Origin of the sequence: Nocardioides sp., from assembly GCF_004803405.1 — a bacterium.
Lineage (GTDB): Bacteria > Actinomycetota > Actinomycetes > Propionibacteriales > Nocardioidaceae > Nocardioides > Nocardioides vastitatis.
The window spans coordinates 12,337-33,435 of record NZ_SSXI01000145.1 but is presented as its reverse complement, the minus strand read 5'-3'; the positions used below and the strand labels follow the sequence as shown (position 1 = coordinate 33,435).

At 70.6% G+C, this 21,099-nt stretch carries 21 protein-coding genes and 2 tRNA genes; 16 read left to right on the top strand and 7 right to left on the bottom strand.

Annotation, left to right across the window (positions count from 1 at the left end):
• The first annotated feature begins 97 nt into the window (after window positions 1-97).
• The 9 genes from E7Z54_RS10785 (at window position 98) to E7Z54_RS10750 (ending at window position 7,416) form a co-directional block, all read left to right on the top strand.
• A complete protein-coding gene (locus E7Z54_RS10785; protein WP_136433571.1) occupies window positions 98-475 on the top strand; it encodes a cupin domain-containing protein in 378 nt (125 codons plus the stop codon).
• A 10-nt stretch (window positions 476-485) separates the two neighbouring features.
• Window positions 486-1,079, top strand: a complete 594-nt coding sequence (locus E7Z54_RS10780) for a dimethylamine monooxygenase subunit DmmA family protein (protein ID WP_136433569.1) — start codon at window positions 486-488, stop codon at window positions 1,077-1,079.
• Window positions 1,076-2,029, top strand: a complete 954-nt coding sequence (locus E7Z54_RS10775) for a PDR/VanB family oxidoreductase (protein WP_136433567.1) — start codon at window positions 1,076-1,078, stop codon at window positions 2,027-2,029. The genes E7Z54_RS10780 and E7Z54_RS10775 overlap by 4 nt, the downstream gene beginning before the upstream one ends.
• On the top strand, window positions 2,026-3,063 hold the full coding sequence (locus tag E7Z54_RS23160) for a heme-dependent oxidative N-demethylase family protein (RefSeq protein ID WP_240769623.1): 1,038 nt from the start codon (window positions 2,026-2,028) through the stop codon (window positions 3,061-3,063). Before E7Z54_RS10775 ends, E7Z54_RS23160 begins: the two co-directional genes overlap by 4 nt.
• Complete coding sequence (locus E7Z54_RS23155; RefSeq protein ID WP_206056132.1) at window positions 3,060-3,650, top strand: dimethylamine monooxygenase subunit DmmA family protein; 591 nt, start codon at window positions 3,060-3,062, stop codon at window positions 3,648-3,650. The genes E7Z54_RS23160 and E7Z54_RS23155 overlap by 4 nt, the downstream gene beginning before the upstream one ends.
• Window positions 3,647-4,669 carry a PDR/VanB family oxidoreductase gene (locus E7Z54_RS10765; RefSeq protein ID WP_136433565.1) on the top strand — a complete coding sequence of 341 codons (1,023 nt, stop codon included), beginning with the start codon at window positions 3,647-3,649 and terminating at the stop codon, window positions 4,667-4,669. Before E7Z54_RS23155 ends, E7Z54_RS10765 begins: the two co-directional genes overlap by 4 nt.
• The gene (locus E7Z54_RS10760; RefSeq protein WP_136433563.1) at window positions 4,666-5,778 is read left to right on the top strand and encodes a heme-dependent oxidative N-demethylase subunit alpha family protein; all 1,113 of its coding nucleotides are present in this window, start codon (window positions 4,666-4,668) and stop codon (window positions 5,776-5,778) included. The genes E7Z54_RS10765 and E7Z54_RS10760 overlap by 4 nt, the downstream gene beginning before the upstream one ends.
• 116 nt (window positions 5,779-5,894) lie before the next feature.
• Window positions 5,895-7,190 (top strand): ammonium transporter, encoded by a 1,296-nt coding sequence (locus E7Z54_RS10755; protein WP_136433561.1) that lies wholly within the window; start codon window positions 5,895-5,897, stop codon window positions 7,188-7,190.
• Window positions 7,191-7,200: 10 nt separating this feature from the next.
• The gene (locus tag E7Z54_RS10750) at window positions 7,201-7,416 is read left to right on the top strand and encodes a hypothetical protein (RefSeq protein WP_136433559.1); all 216 of its coding nucleotides are present in this window, start codon (window positions 7,201-7,203) and stop codon (window positions 7,414-7,416) included.
• Between the two features lie 85 nt (window positions 7,417-7,501).
• Here E7Z54_RS10750 and eutC read toward each other — a convergent pair whose 3' ends face one another.
• Together eutC and E7Z54_RS10740 are read right to left on the bottom strand one after the other, a co-directional pair.
• Window positions 7,502-8,254, bottom strand: a complete 753-nt coding sequence (gene eutC / locus E7Z54_RS10745; protein ID WP_240769622.1) for an ethanolamine ammonia-lyase subunit EutC — start codon at window positions 8,252-8,254, stop codon at window positions 7,502-7,504.
• A complete protein-coding gene (locus E7Z54_RS10740) occupies window positions 8,251-9,663 on the bottom strand; it encodes an ethanolamine ammonia-lyase subunit EutB (protein WP_136433555.1) in 1,413 nt (470 codons plus the stop codon). The genes eutC and E7Z54_RS10740 overlap by 4 nt, the downstream gene beginning before the upstream one ends.
• A gap of 216 nt (window positions 9,664-9,879) precedes the next feature.
• On the opposite strand from E7Z54_RS10740, the gene glnT reads away from it, so the two are divergent.
• The 7 genes from glnT to E7Z54_RS10705 all read left to right on the top strand — a co-directional run bounded on the left by glnT (window position 9,880) and on the right by E7Z54_RS10705 (window position 17,432).
• Window positions 9,880-11,235: a type III glutamate--ammonia ligase gene (glnT, locus tag E7Z54_RS10735; protein ID WP_136433553.1), complete on the top strand. Its 1,356-nt coding sequence runs from the start codon at window positions 9,880-9,882 to the stop codon at window positions 11,233-11,235.
• A gap of 25 nt (window positions 11,236-11,260) precedes the next feature.
• Complete coding sequence (locus E7Z54_RS10730; protein ID WP_136433552.1) at window positions 11,261-12,172, top strand: glutamine amidotransferase; 912 nt, start codon at window positions 11,261-11,263, stop codon at window positions 12,170-12,172.
• Window positions 12,169-12,852, top strand: coding sequence for a protein glxC (locus E7Z54_RS10725; protein ID WP_206056131.1), 684 nt, complete (start codon window positions 12,169-12,171; stop codon window positions 12,850-12,852). The genes E7Z54_RS10730 and E7Z54_RS10725 overlap by 4 nt, the downstream gene beginning before the upstream one ends.
• Before the next feature lie 13 nt (window positions 12,853-12,865).
• Entirely contained in the window at window positions 12,866-14,188 is a 1,323-nt protein-coding gene (locus E7Z54_RS10720) for an FMN-binding glutamate synthase family protein (protein WP_136433550.1), read from the top strand.
• Between the two features lie 52 nt (window positions 14,189-14,240).
• Complete coding sequence (locus E7Z54_RS10715; protein ID WP_136433548.1) at window positions 14,241-15,422, top strand: NAD(P)/FAD-dependent oxidoreductase; 1,182 nt, start codon at window positions 14,241-14,243, stop codon at window positions 15,420-15,422.
• An 8-nt stretch (window positions 15,423-15,430) separates the two neighbouring features.
• Window positions 15,431-16,669, top strand: a complete 1,239-nt coding sequence (locus E7Z54_RS10710; protein WP_240769621.1) for an allantoate amidohydrolase — start codon at window positions 15,431-15,433, stop codon at window positions 16,667-16,669.
• A 121-nt stretch (window positions 16,670-16,790) separates the two neighbouring features.
• Complete coding sequence (locus E7Z54_RS10705; protein ID WP_136433544.1) at window positions 16,791-17,432, top strand: helix-turn-helix domain-containing protein; 642 nt, start codon at window positions 16,791-16,793, stop codon at window positions 17,430-17,432.
• 94 nt (window positions 17,433-17,526) lie between these two features.
• On the opposite strand, the gene E7Z54_RS10700 is transcribed toward E7Z54_RS10705, so the two are convergent.
• The 5 genes from E7Z54_RS10700 to E7Z54_RS10680 all read right to left on the bottom strand — a co-directional run bounded on the left by E7Z54_RS10700 (window position 17,527) and on the right by E7Z54_RS10680 (window position 21,084).
• A tRNA-Glu gene (locus E7Z54_RS10700) sits at window positions 17,527-17,599 on the bottom strand.
• A gap of 105 nt (window positions 17,600-17,704) precedes the next feature.
• Window positions 17,705-17,776, bottom strand: a tRNA-Gln gene (locus E7Z54_RS10695).
• 56 nt (window positions 17,777-17,832) lie between these two features.
• Window positions 17,833-18,828, bottom strand: a complete 996-nt coding sequence (locus E7Z54_RS10690) for a CPBP family intramembrane glutamic endopeptidase (RefSeq protein WP_240769620.1) — start codon at window positions 18,826-18,828, stop codon at window positions 17,833-17,835.
• Window positions 18,815-20,278, bottom strand: coding sequence for a glutamate--tRNA ligase (gene gltX, locus E7Z54_RS10685; protein ID WP_206056130.1), 1,464 nt, complete (start codon window positions 20,276-20,278; stop codon window positions 18,815-18,817). Before gltX ends, E7Z54_RS10690 begins: the two co-directional genes overlap by 14 nt.
• Window positions 20,275-21,084, bottom strand: a complete 810-nt coding sequence (locus tag E7Z54_RS10680; protein WP_136433540.1) for a fumarylacetoacetate hydrolase family protein — start codon at window positions 21,082-21,084, stop codon at window positions 20,275-20,277. Before E7Z54_RS10680 ends, gltX begins: the two co-directional genes overlap by 4 nt.
• Window positions 21,085-21,099: the final 15 nt, after the last annotated feature.

Genomic DNA, 21,099 nt, shown 5'->3' with positions numbered 1-21,099 from the left:
ACGGCGCACGATCGCAACCAAGCCTTCACCGCACGGAAACAACAAGGCTGTTTCCTATGAGAGGACAATGTTTCCCCACAGGATGTGAGGCCGTCGTATGGAGATCGTCACCCAGGCACCGTTCCGCGTCGCCACCGAGAGGTGGAAGAACCTCCCGCGGATGTCCGAGGCCGAGTACCCGGGCACCGAGGGCTACATCGGCGACGTCTACGAGAACCCCGAAGGCAGCGTGATGTGCTCGGGATTCTTCGAGCTCCGGCGTACCGACGAGCCCCTCTATTACGAGTACGAGTACGACGAGATGAAGGTGGTGCTCGAGGGCGAGTTCCTCCTGGAGAACAAGGAGACCGGCCAGAGCGTCGTGGCCAAGGCGAAGGACGCGATCTTCTTCCCGAAGGGCTCGAAGATCCACTTCAGCACGCCGAGCTACGCGCTCGCCTTCTACGCCGGCCATCGCGACGCCAGCCTGCTCTGAGGAACCGGCCGTGACGCAGTTGGCACACACGAGCATGCCGCGGTGGGCCCTCCCCGGCGCACGTCGGCAGCCTGACGACGCGACCATGTCCGGCGACTCCACCGGCACCTCCTACCTGTTGGTCGGCGTCGGGACCGCTTCCCTCCGGGTGCTCGACGCATGGGCGACCACCCTCGCTTCGCAAGCGCACGTCGAGGACGTCCGGATCCTGCACGCCGACGACGCAGCCGCTGCCGGCGAGGCGCTGGTCGCGGCACTGACCCTGGCACGCGTCGGGGTGCGGGTCCGCCTGGCCGGCCCGGTCAGCGCCTGCCTGGCCCTCCGTGGCAGTGCCGTGAGCACCGGGGTGGAGGACGACGAGCTCCACGTGGAGCCCACCGGGGACGACGGGTTCGACGTCTTCTGCGCGCACTGTCGCCGTCTGACCTGGTCCCCGGCGAGCATTCACGACGTCACGCCGTGCGCTGGATGCCGTCGCGACCTGGTCGTCTACCACCACGTCTCTCGGCGCTCCGGCCACGTCCTCGGCTACATGGTCGACGCCGAGGAACGGACCGAGGAACGGGCCGAGGAACGGGCCGGGCAACACGAGGTCGTCGCATGACCGCGACCGTCGCGGGCACGCTGGAGCTCAGCGTCGCGGAGATCGTCGAGGCGGCTCCGGGCGTCCGCAGCATCACCCTCACCGCCGCCGACGGCGGCGAGCTGCCCGGCTTCGTGCCGGGCAGCCACCTCGTGGTCGACGCGGGCGGCCGCGCCAATGCCTACAGCCTCACGTCGGACGGGGTCGCGCCGACGACGTACTCCGTCTCGGTGCTGCGGGTGCCCGACGGTGCCGGCGGCTCGCGCTGGCTGCACGACGAGCTGCGTCGCGGCGACACCGTGACCGCACACCTCCCGCGCAGCACGTTCGCGCCCGTCAGCCGCGCCCGCCGTCACCTGCTCGTGGCCGGCGGGATCGGGGTGACCCCGATCGTGTCCCACCTGCGAGCCGCCCGGACACGGCGCCAGGAGGCGCAGGTGCTCTACGTCTTCCGCGAGGGGTACGGCGCCCACGTCGACGACGTCGTCGCACTCACCGATGGCAGCGCCGAGCTGCTCCACGACCGCCAGGCGTTTTTCGCCCGCTTGAGGCGGGTACTGACCGAGCAGCCGCTCGGCACGCACCTCTACGTCTGCGGCCCGGCCGCGATGACCGACGCCGTCCTCGAGACGGCCGCCGCTCTCGGCTGGCCGTGCTCGCGGATGCACCACGAGCGCTTCGGGGTTGACGCGCTCGACCCGGGCGACCCGTTCACCGTCGAGCTGACCTCTACCGGCGCCACGCTCGAGGTGCCCAGTGGCACCAGCCTCCTGGAGGCGCTCGAAGGCGCCGGGCTCGACGTACCCAACCTGTGTCGCCAGGGCGTGTGCGGCGAGTGCCGCCTCTCCGTCACCGCCGGCAAGCCCCTCCATCGAGACCTGTTCCTGAGCGAGGACGAGAAGGCCGCCGCCGAGTGCGTGATGGCCTGCGTCTCCCGCGCCGACGGACCGACCCTGGAGATAGCCCTGTGAGCACCACCGTTCCCGCCCGTGCCGGGTCACTGCCCGCGTCGCTGCGTCACTTCCCGTTCCCGTTCACCGACGACGTCTACCGCTACAGCACCAACGTCGAACCCGCCGGCCGTCCGGTGGCCACGGCGGCCGGGCAGTGGGGCGAGCCGCTGGTCGACATCGACGGGCACTACCGCGAAGAGCTCACCGAGCGGGCGGAGATCCTTCGCCGCGACCCCACCCGCCACGCGGTCCTGCCGCACATGCGCGTCGCCGCCTGGGACGCTGCGCTCACGCTCCTGCGCGAGCTGGCCGCGGCCTACCCCGACGACATGACCCTCACCCGCGAGGCCGACGGGCGGTGGCGGTGGGAGAACCGCCTCCTCGGCCTCACCCAGAGGTTCGTGTACGCCGACGACGCGTCGCTCCCCGACGAGCCGCTGCGGTGGGTCTCTGGCCAGGTGCAGGAGGACATCGTGCTGCTCGACCAGCGTGACCAGCTCTACGGCGACGCGGGGGTGGTCACCTTCGCTGCCGACTGGAGCTTCGGGTTCGACGTCGGGATGAGCTTCCTGGAGATCCACGGCCCGGTCCCCCGGATCCGCCAGGAGGGCGTGATCACCCGGGCGCACGAGTTCCTCAAGCGGCTCCAGCCACACCAGCCCTACCGCCGTACGAACTGGACGTTGACCGTCGGCCGCCGGCTCGACGTGTCCACCGAGACCTACCCCGACTGGGGTCCCGACCGCGAGCTGGTGCAGCAGGTCGACAACGAGACCTTCGGCCGACTGGTGCACCTGCGCGTGGAGGTGCAGCACCTGGTGCGGCTGCCCGACTCGGGCTCGATCATGTTCCTCATCCGGACCTACCTGGTCCCCTTCGAGGATCTGGTCGCGGTCGAGCCGTGGCGGCTACGGACGGCGATGGTCCTCGCCGAGCTGCCCGAGGACATGGCCGACTACAAGGGCGTCATCAAGTACAAGGATCGCGCCGCCCGGTGGCTGCGCGACCACGGCACGCGCGGCGGCGGCGAGCATCCGGAGGCGGTGTCGTGACCGCCGACCAGGCGGCGAGGACCGGGGTCGTGCACCCGCCCGCGCTGTCACTGCCGGTCTGGCCGGACACCCCCGAGCCGGTCGACCCCACGGGCGCCAGCTACCTCGTGCTCGCTCTCGGCGGCACCCCGGAGACCGCCCGCGTGGCACGGCGATGGGTCGGCGTGGCCGAGTCGATGGCGGCCACGACCCTCGGCGTCCTGGACGGCATCGACACTCCCGCTGACCGCGAGATCCTCGACCGGCTGCTCGCCACCGCGCGTACCGGGGTGCGTCTGATGATCGTCGGAGGTCAGTACGACGTCCTGCTGACCCTCAGCGCCGCCCGGGCCGCGGGACTCGTCCCGGCGGAGCTGCGCAGCTTCGTGACGAGCACCGCCGAGCTGCCGGTGTACTGCGCCCACTGCCGCGACACCCACCGGGTCGAGGGCGCCCCCGGCGACGAGGTCACCTGCAAGGGCTGCGCGCGGGTGCTGCAGATCCATCACCACCTGGCCGGCGCGCTCGGAAGCTTCCTCGCCTCCGACGCCCGCGCGAGCGAGCTCCCCAGCGACCAGTGGGAGCCAGCCGAGAGGAGACCGCGATGACACTCACCACCGACGTCGACCTCACGACGCATCGGTTCCACGCGCACGACGCCTACCGAACCTCGGCCCGGATGATGCGGGTGACCGAGGTCCGTCCACTGACCGCGCAGATCACCCACCTGCGGTTCGTGCCGGCCGACGGCGGGCCGCTGACCGCCTACCAGCCGGGTAGCCACCTGGTCGTCACGGCAGGAACCACCCGCAACGCCTACTCCCTCGTCGACGACGGCATCAACCCCTCGTCGTACGGCATCTCGGTGATGCGGCGCGGGAGGGGCGGCGGCTCGGACTGGCTCCACGACCACGTCGCCCCCGGTGACCTGGTCGAGGTGGAGGGTCCGCGCTCGATGTTCGCGCCGGTCCTGAACCAGCGGCATGCCCTGCTGGTCGCCGGCGGCATCGGGGTCACTCCCGTGCTGTCCCACGCCCGGGCGATCGCCCGGCTGGGTGGCAGCGCCGAGATCCTCTACTCCTACCGGTCTGGCCACGCTGCCCACCTCGAGGACCTGCACGCGCTCGCCGAGACCCACGACAGCGTCACGCTGCGCGAGGCCACCACCGTCGAGGCGACCGTCGCGATGCTCACCGCGCGGTTCGCCGATCAACCGCTGGGCACTCACGCCTACGCATGCGGCCCGCTGCCGCTGCTGGAGACCTATCAGGAGCTCGCCGCTGCCGCCGGCTGGCCGCCGACCCGCGTGCACCTGGAGCGGTTCTCGGCGCCCGAGCAGGACCCGGGAAGCCCGTTCACCGCCATCGTCGCCTCCACGGGCCAACGGCTCGAGGTAGCGCCGGGCGTCTCCCTGCTCACGGCGCTCCTCGACGCCGGCCTTCCCGTACCCAATCTGTGCCGCCAGGGCGTCTGCGGCGAGTGCCGCATCTCCGTGCGGACTCCCCGCGCGGGGTCCATCGAGCACCGGGACCTGGTGCTCTCCGACCACGACAGGGCGAGCGGGGACATCCTGCTGTGCTGCGTCTCCCGCGGTGTCGAGCACTCAGAGATCGAGGTGCTGCTATGAGCGTCGCGAGCCATGCCCGAGCCGTCTCCCCGAGCTTCACCGAGGCAGAGCTCGCCGCGCTGGGCATCAACCCTCGCCGTACGCCGGCGGTGACGGCGTACCTGGCGGCACCGGCCGATCACGTCGGCACCCTGCCCTGGCCCTTCCCCGAGGATCTGGAGACCTTCCGCTACAGCGTCAACGTCGACCCGGCCCGGGTCCCGCGGAAGACCAGGGCCGGCGAGTGGGGACGGCACCTCGTCGACCTGGGTGGCTCGGACTACCTCACGATCATCGCCGAGAAGCGGACCACCCACGACCGGGATCCGCACCGGGTCAAGATCCGACCGGGCACCGAGCTGGCCTGCTGGGATCTGCTGCTCTACTACCTGCGGGACCTGTCCGTGTCCTACCCCGAGCTGATGCGCCTGACCGAGGGCGTAGGCGGGGACCGGGCTGCATTCCGCTGGGAGAACGACCTTCTCGGGACCGATCAGGGCTTCGTCGTCGGCGACTGGAGCTCGATCCCGCACGGCCCGCTGGAGTTCCTCAGCCGCGAGGTGCCTGACGACCTGCTGATGGTCACCGAGCGCGACAGCCGGCTCTACTTCGATGCCGGTGCCGTGGCGTTCGCGGCGGCCTGGTCGGTCTCCTTCGATGTCGGCATGGACATGTACGAGATCCACGGCCCGGTCCCCCGGCTGGCCGGGGAGGGCATCGTCGCCCGGGCCGAGCAGTTCCTGATGCGGCTGCCCGCCGACAAGGTCTACCGCCGGCTCAACTGGAACCTGGCCGCCTCCCCCACCCGCAAGTTCGACATCGCCCTGGAGTCGCTTCCAGAGTGGGGCACCGACATGCCTGCCCGGATGGCGGCCGGCGACGCCATCGAGAACATCCAGCTCCGGATCGAGCTGGAGCACTTCGTCCGGCTGCCCATGAGCGGTGCGGTCACCTTCAACATCCGCACCTTCATGGCGTCACTCGCCGAGCTGCGCGCCGTGCCCGCCTGGTGCGAGCAGCTTGCCGCCGTCGTTGAGGAGCTGCCCGAGGACATCGCGTCCTACAAGGGATTCCTCGCCCACCGCGGCGACGTCGTCGCCTACCTGCGTGCCGCTGTGACGGACGTCTGATCGTCACCTGGCGCCCGATTCCGAAACCAGACCTTACGCCCCGGCCGAACAGCGCAACCCGTCCGAAGTCTCCGCCCAGGAGACTGCGTCCACTTCTCTGACCATATGGAGGTCACATGACACCCGAGGACACTCTCGCCGCGATGGAGGCGGTCATCACCGACCTCTTCTACTGGGTATCGATCGCCCTCATGGTCGCGATCCATGCCGGCTTCCTCGCCTACGAGGTCGGCGCCTCCCGCTCGAAGAACGTGCTTGCGGCGGCGATGAAGAACCTGCTCACCTTCGCCGTCGTCATCGCGACGTTCTTCTTCTTCGGCTGGTGGTTCTACTACGCCTTCCCCGCCTTCCCGTTCGGCGGCATCGACTTCTCCGGAGCGGCCGCCTACCTCCCGTGGGGTGAGGAGATGGGCCCGCGGACCGACTCGGTCAACGGCATCTTCTGGGGTGCCTTCGCTCTCTTCGCCGCCACCACCGGCTCGATCATGTCGGGGGCGGTGCTCGAGCGGATCCGCACGAGCGCCTTCCTCGTCCTCACCACGCTGCTCGGCTCCGTGGTCTGGATCATCGGCGCCGCCTGGGCCTGGCACGGCAACGGCTGGATGCTCACCGAGTGGGGCTGGCACGACTTCGGCGCTGCAGGCTGCGTCCACCTGATCGCGGGGGCCTTCACGCTCGGCGTGCTGCTCAACCTCGGCCCGCGGATCGGTCGCTTCGTGGACGGGAAGGCCGTCACCATCCCGCCGCACAACCTGCCCCTCACGATGCTCGGCCTGATGATGATCTTCATCGGCTTCTTCGGCTTCCTGATGGGCTGCGTGGTCTACACCAACACCGGCTACTTCTCGATCTTCGGCAACGCGACCACCCTCTCGGCGATCGCCTTCAGCACCCTGATGGGTCTGGCCGGCGGCATCATCGGCGCCTACGTCTCCTCGAAGGGTGAGCCGTTCTGGACGATCTCCGGTGGTCTCGCGGGCGTCATCTCGGTGGCCCCTGGCATGGATCTCTACCACCCGGCACTCGCCTTCGTGGTCGCCACTGTCGGCGGCTCTCTGATCCCCTATCTCGGCAGGCTCATCGAGCGATTCGGCATCGACGACGTCGTCGGTGCAGTGACGGTCCACGGCGGCTGCGCCTTCTACGGCATCGTGGTGTCCGGGTTCCTCCTGTGGGGCTACCCGAACGTGGCGGACCTGCCCGGCATCACGCCGATGGGCCAGATCGGCGGCGCCGTGGTGCTCGCCGTGCTCGGCTTCGTGCCCGGCTATCTCGTCTCGCTCGGCCTGAAGAAGGCCGGGATGCTGCGCATCCCGCCCGAGGTCGAGCTCGCCGGGCTCGATCTCAGCGAGGTCCCGGCCGAGGCCTATCCCGAGTCCATCGGCACCGCGGGCCAGCCCGCGATCCTCTGAAGGAGCAGTCATGAGTCCTATCGATTCCTGGGACGGCGCCACCGCCGTCTTCACCGGCGCCGGCAGCACCGCCCTCCAGGTGCTGTTCGTCCTCATCGCCTTCGCCATGCTCGTCGGCTTCCTCGCGAAGATGGTGCTGCACGAGAGGCACGCCTACGCGCAGATGATCGCCCATGAGCCGGTCGAGGCCGGGCCGGCAGTGGAGGGAGAGCCGTCGGTCTACTGACCGTCTGCCCCGCTGTCGACAGGTGCGGTGAGACGCCGCCGGAGCTGGCTGCTCCGGCGGCGTCTGTGCGACCCGGCACCGTTCGTCAGCGTGGCTCTGGAGGAGCCGTCAGCTCTCCGGTGTCCTTGAGCCGGACTCCGGTGGCGCCCAGCCTGCGGGCGCCGCCGATCAAACGGGCGAGGGTGCGCGCGGCCGAGGCGTGGTCGAGCCCGTGCGGTGGCCGGATGTTGGAGACGCAGTTGCGCGCCGAGTCCTGGACACCGGGAGCCGGCGCCCAGGTGAGGTACGCGCCGAGGCTGTCACTGGAGGACAGCCCCGGGCGCTCGCCGACCAGCACCAGGACCAGCGCCGCTCGCAGGACCGCCCCCACATGGTCGCCCAACGCCACCCTGGCCTGGGTGGCGACGACCGGTGGGGCGACGGTCGTCCCGGCATCGAGCAGCGGCAGCAGCTCCCGCAGCACCGGCACCGCGTGCCGGTGGACCGCCTCGGCGCTCAGACCGTCGGCCAGGACGACGCAGAGGTCGGCCCGGTCGGCTCGCAGTGGCGGCAGCTCCCCCGGCATGCGGCCCAGGTCCGGCCGCGTGAGGTAGGTGGCCCGGTCCAGGGCCTTGGAGGGCACGTGCAGCGCCGGGCCGAGGCCGAGCGAGTCCAGCTCGGCAGCGAGGGCCGGCACGTCGAGATGCCCGTGCACCGCGTCGCGGGCGAAGGCGTGCGCCTCGGCGGCCTCGAGCACGTGCCGGGTGCCGACACCGTCGCCCACCCGGTGCAGACCGACCCGTGCAGGAGTCTCGGCGCGCAGGGCGGACCAGAAGGTCTCGGTCGTGCGGTCGCTCACGGGGCGATCTCCCTGAGCCGGCCCAACGCGGAGGCGCCCGGGTCGATGGCCCGCAGCCGGCCGTCCGGACCGAGGAGCTCCATCCGCTCCAGCCATGCCTCGAACTCCGGCGCCGGCCTCTTCCCAAGGAGGCGTCTGGCGTCGAGCGCGTCGTGGAAGGACGTCGACTGGTAGCCCAGCATCACGTCGTCGGCGCCGGGCACGGCGATGACGAAGCTGCAGCCCGCGGCGGTGAGCAGGATGAGCAGGTCGTCCATGTCGTTCTGGTCCGCCTCTGCGTGATTGGTGTAGCAGACGTCCACGCCCATCGGGACCCCGAGCAGCTTGCCGCAGAAGTGGTCCTCCAGGCCTGCCCGGGTGATCTGCTTGCCGTCGAAGAGGTACTCCGGCCCGATGAAGCCGACCACGGTGTTGACCAGCAGCGGGTCGAACGCCCGCGCCACGGCGTAAGCCCGTGCCTCGAGCGTCTGCTGGTCGACCGGGCGGCCGTCGGTACCCCGATGGGTGTCGGAGGAGAGCGCCGCCCCCTGCCCGGTCTCGAAGTACATGACGTTCTGCCCGACGGTGCCACGCTCCAGGGACCGGGCCGCCTGGTCGGCCTCCGCCAGCATCGACAGCGTCACCCCGAACGCCTCGTTGGCGCGCTGCGTCCCGGCGATCGACTGGAAGGGCAGGTCGACCGGGTGGCCGCGTTCGATCAGGTCGATCGTCGTTGTGACGTGGGTCAGCACGCAGGACTGGGTGGGGATCTCGTAGCGCTGCCGGATCTCGTCGAGCAGGTGCAGCAGCGTGGCGACCGTGGCGGGGTCGTCGGAGGCCGGGTTGATGCCGATGACGGCATCGCCCGAGCCGAGCAGCAGGCCGTCGAGCACGGTGGTCGCGATAGCACGCGGGTCGTCGGCAGGATGGTTGGGCTGCAACCGGGTCGCCATCCGTCCGGGCAGGCCGATGGTGCTCCGGAAGGAGGTCACCACGCTGGTGGCCGCGGCGACCGAGACCAGGTCCTTGTTGCCCATGAGCTTGGAGACGGCCGCGACCATCTCGGGGGTGAGACCGGGCGCGACTGCAGCCAGAACGTGCGCGGCGTCGGGCAGGACCGCAGTGGACAGCAACCACTCGCGGAGGCCGCCGACGGTGAGGTGCGCCAACGGGGCGAACGCCGTCGAGTCCTGGCGGTCCCAGATGAGCCGGGTGACGTCGTCGTCCTCGGGCGGCACGACCGGCTCGCTGAGAAAGGTCGTCAGCGGTACGTCGGCGAGTGCCCAGCGCGCAGCGGCCCGCTCGACCGCGGAGGCGGCCCCGCAACCGGCGAGGACGTCGCCGGACCGGGCGGGTGACGCTTTCGCCAGCAGGTCCACCAGGCCCTCGAAGGTGTAGCCGTGACCGCGCACCGACTGCGTGTAGCGCACCGTTCCTCCTTCCCCGCCCTCTCCGGGCCTGGTCGTAGCGTCGGGCAGGCGTGCGTCGCGGCGGTCACCGCACTGTTACATCCCGATGCCGGCCGGACGATCCGGCCGGGCGACGTGCGGAGACGAAGTCCTCACGCGACGGAAACACGGGCGAAACGCACCTCCGGTCTACTATCTGTAGACAACGATTCACTTCAGTGAACACACGGAGGCGTCATGCCGCATTCCCCCGACCTGGCCACGCTCTGCGAGGCCAACGGCACCAGGTTCGTCCTCGCGCTCTTCGTCGACCTGCGCGGCAAGCCCTGCGCCAAGCTGGTGCCGGTCGAGGCCGTCGACGAGCTCGCGACCGACGGGGTCGGCTTCGCCGGCTACGCCGTCGGGGCGATCGGCCAGGAGCCGAAGGACCCCGACCTGGTGGTTGTTCCGGATCCGGCCTCCTTCACGCCCGTGCCCTTCATCAAGGAGGGGCTGGCGCTGGTCCACTGCGACCCGCACGTCGAGGGCAGGCCGTGGCCGTTCGCGCCCCGCAACATCCTCAAGGCAATCCTGGCGCAGACCACCGATGCGGGGTTCGAGCCCTGGGTGGGCGCCGAGGTCGAGTACTTCCTGCTCAAGCGGCGGTCCGACGGCAGCCTCGTGACGGCCGACGCCGAGGACACCGCCGACCAGCCCTGCTACGACGTACGAGGGCTCACCCGGATGTACGACCACCTCGCCGGGGTCTCGACAGCGATCAACCAGCTCGGCTGGGGCAACTACGCCAACGACCACGAAGACGGCAACGGCCAGTTCGAGCAGAACTTCACGTACGCCGACGCCCTCACCACCGCCGACCGTGTGGTGACTCTGCGCTACCTGCTGTCGATGATGGCCGCCGATCGCGGGATGGTCTGCACGTTCATGCCGAAGCCGTTCTCCGACCGGACCGGCAGCGGCCTGCACCTCCACCTCTCGCTGACCAGCGGCGGCGTCCCGGTGTTCCCGGGTGACGACGCGGAGGGAGCCGACGACCCGCACGGCCTGGGTCTCTCGCCGACGGCGTACTCCTTCGTCGCCGGGCTGCTGGAGCACGCCGGCGCGCTGCAGGCAACCATTGCGCCGACGGTGAACTCCTACAAGCGCACCGGCGCCACCACGACCGCGTCGGGTGCCTCCTGGGCGCCGCGGAAGCCCACCTACGGGGGCAACGACCGGACCCACTACGTGCGGGTGCCCGATGACCAGCGGGTCGAGCTGCGCGGAGGCGACGGCTCGGCCAACCCCTATCTGGCCATCGCGAGCGCTTTGGGCGCGGGGCTCGACGGTGTCAAGCGAAGCCTGGACCCGGGTCCGGTCGGCGCGACGGCCTCCCACCTACCCGACCTGCCCCGCACCCTGCTGCACGCGGTCGATCTCCTCGACGCCGACCCGGTGATGGCCGGCGTCCTCGACGCTGCCGTGCCCGAGAACGGGCCGGTGGCTCCCGGGAGCGTCTCGACGTACTTCGCGGGGCTCAAGCGGGACGAGTTCTTCGCCTGGCACAGCACGGTGACGCCGTGGGAGGTCGACACCTACCTCACCGCCTTCTGACCACGACCCCTGGAAAGGACCTCCCATGTGCGGAATCGTCGGGTTGCACCTGCGCAAACCTGATCTCTACCCGCGGCTCGGTGCCCTGCTCGCCGGCATGCTGTGCGAGATGGAGGACCGCGGCGCGGACTCCGCCGGCATCGCCGTCTACGGCGACCCGACCTGGTCTCCGGCAGGCAGGGGGGCGATCTCCCTCATCGCGGTCGGCGCCTCGACCGACGAGGTCGCTCGAGCGCTTGCCGCCGAGCTGGGCGTCGACGTGTCCGTCCAGGCGCGCGGCACGACGTACCTCGTCAACGCCGGCGTCGACTCCGAGGAGCTGTTGGCCGCGGCCCGCAAGGCCTACCCGAAGGTACTGGTCGGCGGCTTCGGGTCCGATCTCGCCGTCCTCAAGGGCGTCGGCAGACCCACTGCGCTCGCCGAGGCGTGGGGCCTCGCCGGGGCACAGGGATGGCAAGGTGTCGGGCACACCCGAATGGCGACGGAGTCCGCGGTCACGGCCGGCGGCGCGCACCCCTACGCCGTGGGACCGGACCAGTGCCTGGTGCACAACGGCTCGTTCTCCAACCACGCCACGGTCCGCCGGGAGCTGATCGCCGCCGGCGTCGAGTTCGACTCCCAGAACGACACCGAGGTCGCGGCCCGGTTCGTGGCCCACCAGCTGGCCGCCGGCAAGGAGGTCGACGTCGCACTCAAGGAGCTGTGCACCACCTTCGACGGCTTCTACACGCTGCTGGTCTCTCACCGCGACTCCTTCGCGGTGGTCCGCGACGCGATCGCCTGCAAGCCGGCGGTGATCGCGGAGACGGACGACTGGGTCGCGATGGCGTCGGAGTTCCGTGCCCTGGCCCACCTGCCCGGCATCGAGGCCGCCCGGATCTGGGAGCCCGAGCCCGAGGTCATCTACCACTGGACCCGTGCGGAGGTCTCCGCGTGAGCCCCCATGTCACGACCTACGACCTGGCCACGACCCCTCTCCGCGCGGTCAACCAGGCCCTGCACGCCCCGGACCTCGAAGGGGAGGTCCGCATCGAGCATCCCCTCGGCGCGCACAGCGTGGCCGTCGGGGTGAACGCCCCGGTGAAGATCACCATCGCCGGCCACGTGGGCTACTACGCCGCCGGGATGAGCCAGCAGGCCGAGATCGTCATCGAGGGCAACGCCGGGACCGGCGTGGCCGAGAACATGATGAGCGGCACCGTGGTGGTCAAGGGGAACGCCTCACAGGCCGCAGGAGCCACCGCCCACGGCGGTCTCCTCGTCATCGACGGCGACGCCGCGGCCCGGTGCGGCATCTCGATGAAGGGCGCGGACATCGTCGTGGGCGGCAGCGTCGGCCACAGCAGCGCCTTCATGGCCCAGGCGGGCCGGCTCGTCGTCCGTGGCGACGCCGGCGACGGGCTCGGGGACTCGATCTACGAGACCCGGATCTACGTCCGGGGCACGGTGAGGTCGCTCGGCGCCGACTGCGTCGCCAAGGAGATGCGCCCCGAGCACCTCGAGGAGCTGGCCGGCCTGCTCAAGGCCGCCGGCCATGTGCACGACGATCCGGCGTCGTACACGCGGTACGGGTCCGCCCGGAAGCTCTACCACTTCGCCGCGACGAACACGTACTGAGCAGGAGCCACACATGACTACGAGCAACTGGGGCCTGCGGGAGTCGGCCACCTTCGACCGCGCGACGATCGCAGCGATCCGGAACGCCGCGGAGACCGGCATCTATGACATCCGGGGCGGAGGTGCCAAGCGCTCCCTTCCGCACTTCGACGACCTGCTGTTCCTCGGTGCGTCGATGTCGCGCTACCCGCTCGAGGGCTACCGCGAGCGATGCGACACCGACGTGCTGCTCGGGACCCGGTACGCGAAGTTCCCGCTCCACCTGGCCACCCCGGTGACGGTGGCGGGCATGTCGTTCGGCGCGCTCAGCGGGCGCGCCAAGGAGGCACTCGGTCGCGGTGCGTCCGAGGTCGGTACGTCGACCACGACCGGAGACGGCGGCATGACCGCCGAGGAGCGGGGCCAGTCCAAGCACCTCGTGTACCAGTACCTGCCCTCGCGCTACGGCATGAACCCCGACGATCTTCGCAAGGCCGACGCGATCGAGGTGGTGCTCGGCCAGGGCGCCAAGCCCGGCGGTGGTGGCATGCTGCTCGGCCAGAAGATCTCCGAGCGGGTCGCCGGCATGCGCACCCTCCCGCAGGGCATCGACCAGCGCTCGGCCTCGCGCCACCCCGACTGGACCGGTCCCGACGACCTCGCCATCAAGATCGGCGAGCTCCGCGAGATCACGGACTGGGAGAAGCCGGTCTACGTGAAGGTGGGCGCCACCCGGACCTACTACGACGTGAAGCTGGCCTGCCACGCCGGCGCCGACGTGGTGGTCGTCGACGGCATGCAGGGCGGTACCGCGGCGACGCAGGACGTCTTCATCGAGCATGTCGGCATCCCGACCCTGGCAGCCATCCCGCAGGCGGTGCAGGCATTGCAGGAACTCGGCCTGCACCGCAAGGTGCAGCTCATCGTCTCCGGTGGCATCCGCAACGGCGCCGACGTCGCGAAGGCGATGGCACTCGGTGCCGACGCGGTCGCGATCGGTTCGGCCGCGCTCATCGCACTCGGCGACAACGATCCGCGCTACGCCGCGGAGTACGAGAGGCTCGGCTCCGCGGCCGGCTTCTACGACGACTTCCAGGACGGCAAGGACCCGGCCGGCATCACCACCCAGGACCCCGATCTCGCGGCCCGCCTCGACCCCGTCGAGGGTGGTCGCCGGCTCGCCAACTTCATCCGCGTGATGACCATGGAGGCCCAGACCATCGCCCGCGCCTGCGGCAAGGCCCACCTCCAGCACCTCGAGCCGGAGGACCTGGTCGGCGTCTCGATCGAGGCCGCGGCGATGGCCCGCGTCCCGCTGGCGGGCACGTCGTGGGTTCCCGGTCAAAGCGGCCTCTGATCGCGGTGGACCCGCGGCGGACCGTCCTTCTCACAGCAAGGAGCACCACGTCATGTCAGGCAACCGGGTCATCGTCGTCGGCGGCGGGCTGATCGGCCTCTCGATCGCCCGCGCCCTGGCCGAGCGCGGCGTCAGCGACGTCCTCGTCCTCGAGAGGCACAGCCTGGCCAGCGGCGGCACCGGCAAGTCCAGCGGCATCGTGCGCGCCCATTACGGCGTCCCCTCGATCGCCGCGATGGCCTGGCGCAGCCTGCCCCTGTTCGAGAAGCTCGGCTCCGACGTGGGGTTCCGCCAGGTGGGCTACAGCGTGATCGTGGGCGAGGACGACGTCGCACCGCTGACGGCCAACACCAGGATGCACCAGGAGCTCGGTATCGAGGTCGATCTCATCGATCCCGAGCAGCTCGCCGGCCTGTGGCCCGGGCTCGAGATCGACGACGTGGCGGCGGCCTCGTTCGAGCCGCGCGGCGGCTTCGCCGACGCCACCCAGCTGGCGCTCTACTTCGGCCAACAGGCCCGCGAGAGCGGAGCCCGGATCTCCCAGCACACGCCCGTCACTCGGCTCTGCACCACAGGGTCGGCGGTGACCGGCGTGGTCGTCGAGAACGGTGACGTCCTCGACGCCGACCTGGTCATCGTCGCGGCCGGGTGGTGGTCGGCGACGCTGCTGTCCGAGCTCGGAGTCGACTTCCCCGTCGAGGCCTACCGCTCGGAGATCCTGATCGTCGACGCGGGCCACCCGCTTCCGGACCTGCCGGTGATCTCCGACCTGGTCAGCCTGCAGTACTGCCGGGTCGAGGGAGCGGGGCAGTTCCTCGTCGGCAACAGCGACCACACCGACTTCCGCCGCAAGCTGGTCGACCCCGACGCCTACTCGAACATCGCCGTCGAGGATGCCATCGAGTCGTACGCCGCGAAGGTGATGCACCGCTTCCCCGGCTTCCCGAACCCGTCCGTCACCCACACCTATGCCGGCGTCTACGACGTGCCGCCGGACTGGAACCCGGTCATCGCGCCGGTCGGCGGCATCGACGGGCTGGTCCTCGCGGCGGGCTTCGCCGGCCACGGGTTCAAGATCAGCCCGGCTGTCGGCGACATGGTGGCCGACCTGGTCCTCGAGGGCGACAGCGCCGACCCGCACGTGCCGGCCCGCGACTTCCGTCTCGAGCGGTTCGCCGAGGACGACCTGCTCAGCAGCCCGCATCCCTACCTGGGCGCCGGAGAGATGCGATGACCTCCGCCGTGACCCCGTCCCTAGAGACCGCCGGTGACACCGTCGCGGGGCTGCTGGCCGAGATCGCAGACCTCGGGCGCGACCCGGTGCGGGGTGGCTACTCCCGGCCGGTGCACGGTCCTGCCGAGACCGAGCTGCGGGAGTGGTTCGTCTCCCACGCCGAGCGGCGCCGGCTCGAGGTGCACACCGACCGCAACGGGATCGTCTGGGCGTGGGCGCCCGCTCACGACGGCTCCCGCGATCGAGCAGTCGTCACCGGCAGCCACCTCGACTCCGTGCCCGGTGGCGGCGCCTACGACGGCCCCCTGGGCGTCGCCTCCGCACTGGTCGCCTTCGACCAGCTGGCCGCGCGTGGCGTGGGCGCGAACCGGGCTCGGGCCATCGCGGTCTTCCCCGAGGAGGAGGGCTCTCGCTTCGGGGTGGCCTGCCTGGGCTCCCGACTGCTCACCGGCGCCATCGCGCCCGACCGGGCACTCGCACTGAAGGACGCCGACGGCCTGACCTTCGCCGAGGTGGCCCGAGACGCAGGGCTGGCACCCGAGGGGTTCGGGCCCGATCCGGATCTGCTCGGCTCGTTGGACACCTTCCTCGAGCTGCACGTCGAGCAGGGCCGGGGACTGGTCGACCTCGGCCAACCGGTCGCCGTCGCCTCCTCGATCCTCGGCCACGGCCGGTGGCGGGTGTCGCTGACCGGCGAGGGCAATCACGCCGGCACCACGCTCATGGGCGACCGGCGCGACCCCATGGTGGCGGCCGCCCGGCTGGTGGTGCGACTGCGCGACCTGGCTCGCGCCGTCCCCGACGCGCGCGCCACGGTGGGTCGGCTCATCCCGGTACCCGGCGGTACCAACGTCATCGCCTCGCACGTCGACCTATGGGTCGACGTCCGGCACCCGGACGACGGCGTGACGGCGGGCCTGGTGCGGGAGGTCCGCGAGGCAGCCGGTCTGCTGGCCGCAGAGGAGGGCTGTGCGGCCACGATGACGGAGGAGTCCTTGAGCTCCACCGTCGACTTCGACGCCGGGCTGCGCGACGAGCTGCTCTCGGTCCTTCCGAACGCCCCGGTCCTGGGCACGGGGGCAGGGCACGACGCCGGAGTGCTCGGGAGCCAGGTGCGGACCGGAATGCTCTTCGTGCGCAACCCCACCGGCGTGTCGCACTCACCGGAGGAGGCGGTCGAGGACGGCGACGCCGAGGCCGGCGCCGCAGCCCTGGCCGACAGCCTGGAGCTGCTGCTTCGCGCGTGAGCATCGGTCCGACCAGACCAGGTGGTTACGCATGCCTGCTCGGACGGTCGCCGCGCGACCAGGCGCCCTGGCACCCCGCTCGCGGCCACTGGGAGGAAACAATGTCCGCTACGGTTGGCTCATGGCTGACGAGCTGCTCCGCAACAAGGGCTTCGCCCGGAACCGCGACCCCGAGGAGCCCGCCGAGGCCTACGCCCTGGAGGAGGCGATCGCCCGCAACGTGCGCGAGCTGCGCCTGCAGACCGGGGTGTCGGTGGCCGAGATGGCCGCCCGGGTCGGGATCTCCAAGGCGATGCTGTCCAAGATCGAGAACGCCCAGACCTCCTGCTCGCTGGGCACTCTGGCCAGGCTGGCCCAGGGCCTCGACGTGCCGGTCACATCCCTCCTCCGCGGCGCCGAGGCCGAGCGGCCCGCCGCCTTCGTGCAGGCCGGCCGCGGCACCCCGATCGTGCGCAACGGCACCCAGGTGGGCCATGAGTACCAGCTGCTCGGCGGGCTGCGCGGCGAGCACAAGCGGCTGGAGTGCCTGCACGTCACACTCAGCGAGAAGAGCGAGACCTATCCCCTCTTCCAGCATCCCGGCACCGAGTTCATCTACATGCTCGAGGGAGTCATGGACTACAGCCACAGCCGCTCGGTCTACCGGCTCACTCCGGGCGACTCCCTCCAGCTGGACGGAGAGGGTGCGCATGGGCCGACCGACCTGGTCGAGACACCGATCCGGTTCCTCTCCGTCATCGCCTTTCCCGACTCGACGGTCTAGCCGGGCCACGACCTCTCCCGGCCAGCAGCTCCGGGAATGACGAAAGGGGTCCTTGTCCAGCTTTCGCTGGACAAGGACCCCTTCTCGCACTCTGTACCCCCGACCGGATTCGAACCGGCGCTACCGCCTTGAGAGGGCGGCGTGCTAGGCCGCTACACAACGGGGGCATGTCGCCTCGCGCCGTGTGGCGCTCAACAACCTGCGGAACTCTAGCGATCCTGCCTCCGCGCGGCCAAATCGGGGCCTGCGTCGACGTCTCTCGCGAGAACTCGCTGGTCTACTAGGACTCGAACCTAGACTAACTGGACCAGAACCAGTCGTGCTGCCAATTACACCATAGACCACTGCTGTACTGCGTTTCGGCCCGTTCCCACGAGGGGTGCCGGGCCGTCGGGAAACATTACACGGGGCGTCGCCGCGGCTCCAAAATGCCCTGGCCCGTTCGGGTTCGGATGCCCATGCGGCGGGCGACGAGCACCGTGAGCACGAGGAAGCTGACGGACTGCGCCAGCGTGACCGGGATGCTCCACCAGGTGCCGTCGGCCGGGTGGATGGCCTCCGTCATGTCGCCGTACGCGAGCGCCAGCGCGTAGGCCAGGAAGTTGTTCAGCACGTGCATCGCGATGCCCGCCTCGAGGCCGCCGGTGAGGATCACCAGCACACCGGCCACCAGGCCGAAGGCGAAGCGGTCGAAGAAGATCGGGGCGTCCTGTCCGATGCCGTGCGCGACGGCGAACAGCAGCGCCGGTACGACGACCGCGACGGCCGCACCCGCGCGCGGCCCCATCCGGCCGGCCAGGCCGCCGAACGCCTGGGTCAGGTAGCCGCGGAAGGCGTACTCCTCCCCTGCCGCCTGCAGCGGCGTCAACAGCAGGATCACCAGGAGGAAGTCGCGGGTGGCCGACGTCCACGCGTTGAGCGAGCCGTCCATGTCCACCGTGCCCGTCCCCTGGGCGGGCAGCAGCGACGCGACGCCGACCGTGATGGCGAGCGCGGCGACCGAGAGGCCGAGGCAGACGAGCAGCCACCGCCAGCGGATGCCGCGGACCACGGACGCGACCCAGCCGGGCGTCTGCCCGTGCAGCGCCCGGGCAACGAGCCACACGGCCGGGATCGCGGCCGCCCACCCGAGGTTGACCAACGCGAGGAAGGTCGGCGTGACCGGGTCGCCGCCCAGCCGGTCGGCCACCTGGTCGAGGTCGAGCCCGCCGAGGTAGAGGCCGGTGGACACGATCGCAGTGATGAGCAGCTGCGCCGCGAACACCAGCGCGACGAGGAACACGATCCCGGCCAGGGGGCGCCAGAGCGCACGCGGACCGAGCCGGTGCAGCTCGTCGTACCGCACCGATGGCAGCTCTGCGGCCGTCGGCGGAGCGGCGGCGTCAGGCGAGTGCACGCTGCAGCCGCCCGAGGCTGCGGTCGCGGCCGAGCAGTTCGAGCGACTCGAACAGCGGCGGCGAGATCCGGCGACCGGTGACCGCGACGCGGACGGGTCCGAAGGCGTTGCGCGGCTTCAGCCCGAGACCCTCGACCAGCGCGTCCTGGAGGGCGGTCTGGATCGCGTCGGTCGACCAGGTGTGCAGAGCCGACAGGGCGCCGTACGACGCCTTGATGACCGGCTGGCCGGCCTCGCCGAGCTGCTTCTCGGCGTCCTCGGGGTCGATGGTGAAGTCGTCCTCGTCGACGAACAGGAAGCCGAGCATCGCGCTCGCCTCGGCGAGCTTGTTGATCCGCTCCGCCACCAGCGGCATCGCCAGCTCCAGCATCTGCGCGTCGGCGTCGGACACCGGGTCGGAGAGGACGCCGTCGCGCTTCAGAAACGGGATCACGCGGTGGGTGATCTCCTCGATCGACAGCAGGCGCATGTGCGCGGTGTTGATCGCCTCGGCCTTCTTCAGGTCGAAGCGCGCGGGGTTGGGGTTCACGTCGCCGATCTCGAACGCCTCGATCATCTCGTCGAGGGTGAAGATGTCGCGGTCGCCGGAGATGGCCCAGCCCAGAAGCGCGAGGTAGTTGAGCAGGCCCTCGGGGATGAACCCGGCGTCGCGGTAGGTGAACAGGTGCGCCTCGGGGTCGCGCTTGGAGAGCTTCTTGTTCCCCTCTCCCATGATCAGCGGGAGGTGGCCGAACTCCGGCACGCCCTCGGAGACGCCCAGGTCCACCAGCGCGCGGTGGAGCGGGATCTGGCGCGGGGTGCTGGAGAGCAGGTCCTCGCCTCGCAGCACGTGGGTGATGCGCATCATGGCGTCGTCGACGGGATTGACCAGCGTGTAGAGCGGGTCGCCGTTGGCCCGGCACAGCGCGAAGTCCGGCACGAACTCGGTCTCGAACGTCACCTCCCCCCGCACGAGGTCGGTCCAGGTGATCGGACCGTCCGGCATCCGGAAGCGAACCACCGACGGGCGGCCCTCGGCCTCGAAGGCGGCGCGCTGCTCGGGGGTGAGGTCGCGGCAGAAGCCGTCGTATCCCTGCACCTTGGAGCCGGCCGCCTTGCGGCGGGCCGTCACCTCGTCAGTGGTGCAGAAGCAGTCGTAGGTGTAGGAGGACTCGGCCAGCCGGGCGAGGACGTCGCGGTAGAGATGACCGCGCTCGGACTGCCGGTAGGGGGCATGCGGGCCCTCGACGCCCGGACCCTCGTCCCAGTCGAGCCCGAGCCACTGCAGCGTCTCGACCATCGCGGCGTAGGACTCCTGGGTGCTGCGCTCCTTGTCGGTGTCCTCGATGCGGAACACGAAGGTGCCCTTGTGCTTGCGCGCGAAGACCCAGTTGTAGAGCGCGGCGCGTGCGAACCCGACGTGCGGCGAGCCGGTCGGGGACGGGCAGAAGCGGACGCGGACGTTGCTCAACGTGATGCCACCTTGTTCGTGAGGGTTCCGAGGCCTTCGACGGAGATCTCGACCTCGTCGCCGACCTGCATGGGGCCGACACCCTCGGGGGTGCCGGTGAGGATGACGTCACCCGGCAGCAGCGTCATCACGCTGCTGACATGGGCAACCAGCGCGGGCACGTCGAAGACCATGTCGGCCGTCGATCCGTCCTGGACGACCTCGCCGTTGAGGAAGGTCTGGACCCGACGGCCCTCGTTGAACGCGTGAGGGTCCAGGTCGGTCTCGATCCAGGGCCCGAGCGGGCAGAAGGAGTCGAAGCCCTTGGCCCGGGTGAACTGCCCGTCAGACTTCTGGAGGTCGCGGGCCGTGACGTCGTTGGCGATCGTGTAGCCGTGGATCACGTCGGTCGCCTGCTCAGCGGGCACGTCGCGGCAGATACGGCCGATCACGACGGCGAGCTCGCCCTCGTAGTGGAGGTCCTGGGTCTGCCGGGGGTAGAGGATCGGGTCGCCCGGACCGACGACGCTGGTGTTCGGCTTGATGAACATCAGCGGCTCGGTGGGGACGTCGTTGCCCAGCTCGGCGGCGTGCGCGGCGTAGTTGCGTCCGATGCCGACCACCTTGCTGCGCGGCAGGACCGGCGCCAGCAGCCGGATGTCCTCGAGCCGGTGCTCCTTGTCGAGGAGCTTGATGCCGACGTAGAGCGGGTCACCCGAGAGCGCGACGACGACCGCGTCCTCCGCAGGCTGCCCGTACTCGTCGAGGTCTCCGGTGAGAACGCCGTACGACGGCTCCTCTCCTGCGGTGAATCTGACGATGCGCACCTCGCGAGCCTATCG